Origin of the sequence: Dietzia sp. CW19 (genome assembly GCF_014145265.1) — a bacterium.
GTDB lineage: Bacteria > Actinomycetota > Actinomycetes > Mycobacteriales > Mycobacteriaceae > Dietzia > Dietzia natronolimnaea.
Genome location: NZ_JAALEE010000016.1, coordinates 1 through 3920, shown reverse-complemented (window position 1 = coordinate 3920; position 3920 = coordinate 1). Strand labels below are relative to the sequence as shown.

3 protein-coding genes are annotated in these 3920 nt (G+C 71.7%); all 3 read right to left on the bottom strand.

What is annotated here, in order from left to right:
- Positions 1-58: 58 nt before the first annotated feature.
- On the bottom strand, positions 59-820 hold the full coding sequence (locus G6021_RS00630; RefSeq protein WP_179524240.1) for a decaprenylphospho-beta-D-erythro-pentofuranosid-2-ulose 2-reductase: 762 nt from the start codon (positions 818-820) through the stop codon (positions 59-61).
- A gap of 285 nt (positions 821-1105) precedes the next feature.
- The gene (locus G6021_RS00625; protein ID WP_182640463.1) at positions 1106-2554 is read right to left on the bottom strand and encodes an FAD-binding protein; all 1449 of its coding nucleotides are present in this window, start codon (positions 2552-2554) and stop codon (positions 1106-1108) included.
- A 29-nt stretch (positions 2555-2583) separates the two neighbouring features.
- Positions 2584-3920: lipase family protein (locus tag G6021_RS00620; protein WP_241736363.1), on the bottom strand; the 1337-nt coding region annotated here is incomplete at its 5' end.

Here is a 3920-nt window from a genome sequence, read left to right as displayed (position 1 = left end):
GCGGCCAGCAGCGTCGCCGCGGCCGCCAGGCCCGGCCCCCGGAGCGCCACCGGCATGGTCAGAAGGGGAGCTTGCGGAAGATCGGGCGCGGCACGTGGGTGAGCACGGCCATGACGCCGCCGAACGCGGCGGGGGCGAAGACGGCGCCCTTGCCCGCCCCGGACTTCTTGACCGCGATGCGGGCGACGTCGTCCTTGTTGATGGTGAGCGGTGCCTCTTTGACGTGCGCGGACATGCGGGTGCGGACCTGACCCGGGCGGATCACCAGGACGTCCACCCCGTACTCGTCGAGCGCGTAGCCCAGGCCCGTGTAGAAGGAGTCGAGCCCGGCCTTGGTGGAGCCGTAGACGAAGTTGGAGCGGCGGGCGCGGAGCCCGGCGGCCGAACTCATGGCGATGATCCGGCCGTATCCCTGCGTCTTCATCCGCCCGGCGAGCAGCACGCCCACCGAGACGGCGCCGGTGTAGTTGACCTGGGCGATCTGCACGGCCTTGCGCTGATCGGACCAGAGTTCCTCGTTCTCCCCGAGCAGGCCGAACGCCACGATGGCCACGTCGACGTCGCCCCCGGCGAAGATCTGCTCGAAGGCGGCCGGGTGGGAGTCGGTGGCGGCGGCGTCGAAGTCCACCACGTCGACGGCGGTGGCCCCGGCGGCCGTCATCTCGGCGCGCGCGTCCTCGATGCCCGGGTCTCCGGGGAGGCAGGCCAGCACCACGCGCATCGGCCCCTGCTGGAGGTACTCCCCGCAGATCGCCAGGCCGATCTCGGAGGTGCCTCCGAGCAGGAGCAGGGTCTGGGGGACGCCGACGGCATTGATCATGCGCAGGAGTCTACCGAGGCCTTCCCGCCGGAACGGGGAAGGTGGCCGGGACTACCCGGCGGGGCGCGAGCCCCGAGGGGGTGGGCGGACCCCGGGAGGTGCCGGGGGCGGCCTCCGCGGTGCCCGTCTCCACGCGGTGGACGGCGGGGAGACGGCGACGAGGACGACGGCGGCGGCGACGGTGCGGAGGATCATGGCGGACTCCCGATCGGCCTCCGGGCGACCCTCGTCGTCCGGGGTCACCCTATTGTGGGCCCGCCGACGACCGCCTGTACAGCCCCCGGGTCAGAGCAGTTCGAGACGCCGGCCCATGTCGGAGACGAAGACCCCGTGGGGGTCGATCCCGCGGCGCGTGGCGATCCACGAGTCGATCTGCGGGTACATGGCGTGGAAACGCTCGGCCGGGACCCGCGAGTCCTTGGCGGTGTAGAGCCGGCCGCCCATCGACATGACCTTGGCGTCGAGCTCGTTGACGAACGCGTTCAGGCGGTCGTTGATGGGGAAGTCCACGCACACGTTCCAGCCCTCCATGGGGAACGAGAGCGGCGCCTGGTTCCCGGGCCCGAAGAGCTTGAACACGTTGAGGAACGAGTAGTGGCCCGACCGCTGGATATCGCCGATGATCTCCTTGAACCCGTCGACCGCCCCGGGCGGGACGATGAACTGGTACTGCAGGAAGCCCTCCGACCCGTACGCCCGGTTCCACTCGCCGAAGAGATCGAGCATGTGATAGAAGGCCGGGAGGGTCTTGATCTTGTTCCTCGAGGTGCCGCCCAGGCGGTAGTAGACCTCGCCGATGGGACCGAAGGTGAACTTGTTGGCCAGGCCGTTGGGGAACACGTCCGGGAACGTGACCAGCGGCTTGGCGTTCATGGCCAGTGGGTCCTTGGCGAGTTTGGGCGCATACTCCTCGAGCTGGGCCAGCGTGGCGAGCGAACCGCGGGACACGGCGGCGCGGCCGAGCTTCGGCGGCGCGCTGATCGCGTCGAACCACGCCGAGGAGTAGGTGTACCTGGCCTCGGAGCCGTCGGTGTGCAGCGCGATGGTCTCGTCGAGCGAGGCGGTCTGGTCGGAGTCGGCCAGGAAGAACGCGGTCTCGGTCCGGGTCATGGCGATCCACGCCTTGAGGACGACGCCGGTGAGGCCGTTGCCACCCACCGTGGCCCAGAAGAGCGTGCCCCCGGGGTCGTCGGACGTCCCACCGGGCTCCAGGGTGAGGACGCGGCCGTCCGCGACGAGCAGCTCCATCCGGGTGACGTGGTTGCCGAACGACCCCGCCGAGTGGTGGTTCTTGCCGTGGATGTCGTGTCCGATCGCCCCGCCCACGGTGACCAGACGCGTGCCCGGCAGCACCGGTACCCACAGGCCGAACGGCAGTGCGGCGCGCATGAGCTGGTCCAGGTTCACCCCGGCGTCGACCACGGCGAGCGCCTTCTCGGCGTTGAGCTCGTGGATGCGGTTGAACCGGCTCATGTCCAGAACCAGGCCGCCGGAGTTCTGCGCACTGTCCCCGTACGAGCGGCCGAGTCCCCGGGCCACGACCCCGCGCCGCAGGTGTGCTGGACCGGAGGAGTTGGCGTCGTTGACCGCCGCGACGGCCGCCGAGATCTCCTCCACCGAGCGTGGGGTGAGCACGTGGCTCATGGCCGGCGAGGTGCGTCCCCAGCCGGTGAGGCGCTTGAGTTCGGTGTCCAGGGTGGACTGGGCCGGGGGGGTCTGCTGCGTGGTGCTCACCCGGCCGAGGTTACCGCCGGGATCGCCGATCAGCGGCACCCCGTGGTGAACGGCACGCCGCGGGCGCGGGCGTCCACCCAGTCCATGACGGGACCGACCGCCGTGTAGGCGCCGGTCACGTGTTCACCGGCCACGGGCGTGTACTCCACGTCCGCACCCGCCGCGCACCACTCGTCGACCAGCCTGTGGGCGGTCCACTCCGGGACGAAGGTGTCCCCGGGGCCCTGTGACGAGCCCGGACCGGGGCCCATCGGGACGGTCGCGTCGGCGTGCCACACCTGCACCGGCCCGGAGGGGACCTCACGTGGATCCGCTCCGTGGGCGGGATCGGCCCGCCCCAATCTGTTGCGGGCCATCACCTCGATCACCGTGGGATCGGTGCGGGGGTCGAGGTCGGTGATCGCCGACAGCGGGAAAGGGGCGAGTCCGCCGACCGTGTTGGTCGACGCGCAGGCGTCGCGGAGCTGGTGCGCCACCACGTCGCCGGTGTCGTTGAGCAGCGGGTAGAGCTGCGGGTACTCGCGGGCCAGCCCCAGCACGGCGGCGCGGTAGAGGCCGGAGGCGAGCGTCCCGTCCATCGTGTCGAACAGATCCGCGTAGTCGGCGGGGACCCCGCCCACGGAGGACCCGACCAGCACCCCGGTGAGCTCGGGTGCGTACACCGGCTGCAGCTGGGCGGCCCACCCCGTGGCGATTGCCCCACCGGAGTACCCCACCTGGACCACGCGCGAGTCGGAGAAGATCGGGCCCGGGTCACCGGCCGGGGTGAAGGCGCGGGCCGCGCGGATCCCGTCCAGGACGGCCCGGCCGTTGGCCCGTCCCGCCGCGTACGCGGCCTTGGGGCCCTGGAAGTCCGTGAGGACGAGCCCGTAGCCACGATCGGCGAGGATCTGCAGGAAGGGCGGCAGTTCCATGTTGAACTTGTGGGGCAGGACGTGCGAGGGCATGCACGTCAGCCCCAGCGAGTCGATGGTCACGTTGAACGACACCAGCGGCCGGGGCTCCGGGCCGGGCCACGGCGTGGCCGGCTCGATGATCGTGGACACGATCTGCTGCGGCCGGTCGTGGGAGTCGGCGCTCTGGACCAGCACCTGCCATCCGCGGCCGAAGTTGCGGACGTTGTGCGGCGGGATCGACACCGGGCGGGTGGCCAGGATGGTGCCGGGAGCCGTGTCGGGGTCCACGGTGGGAGGGGAGGAGTACCACGGGTCGGGCGAGGGGCTCGGGAGGTACCGCTCCGGAGTGCGCTGGTCGGGTGGGACCGGGCGGAACGCGGCCACGGGGTCGACGGGTCCGGGGTCGACGGACCCGGGGGAGAGCGCGGCCGGCGGGTGATCGACGGTCCGGGGCTGGGCGCCTGCGGGGG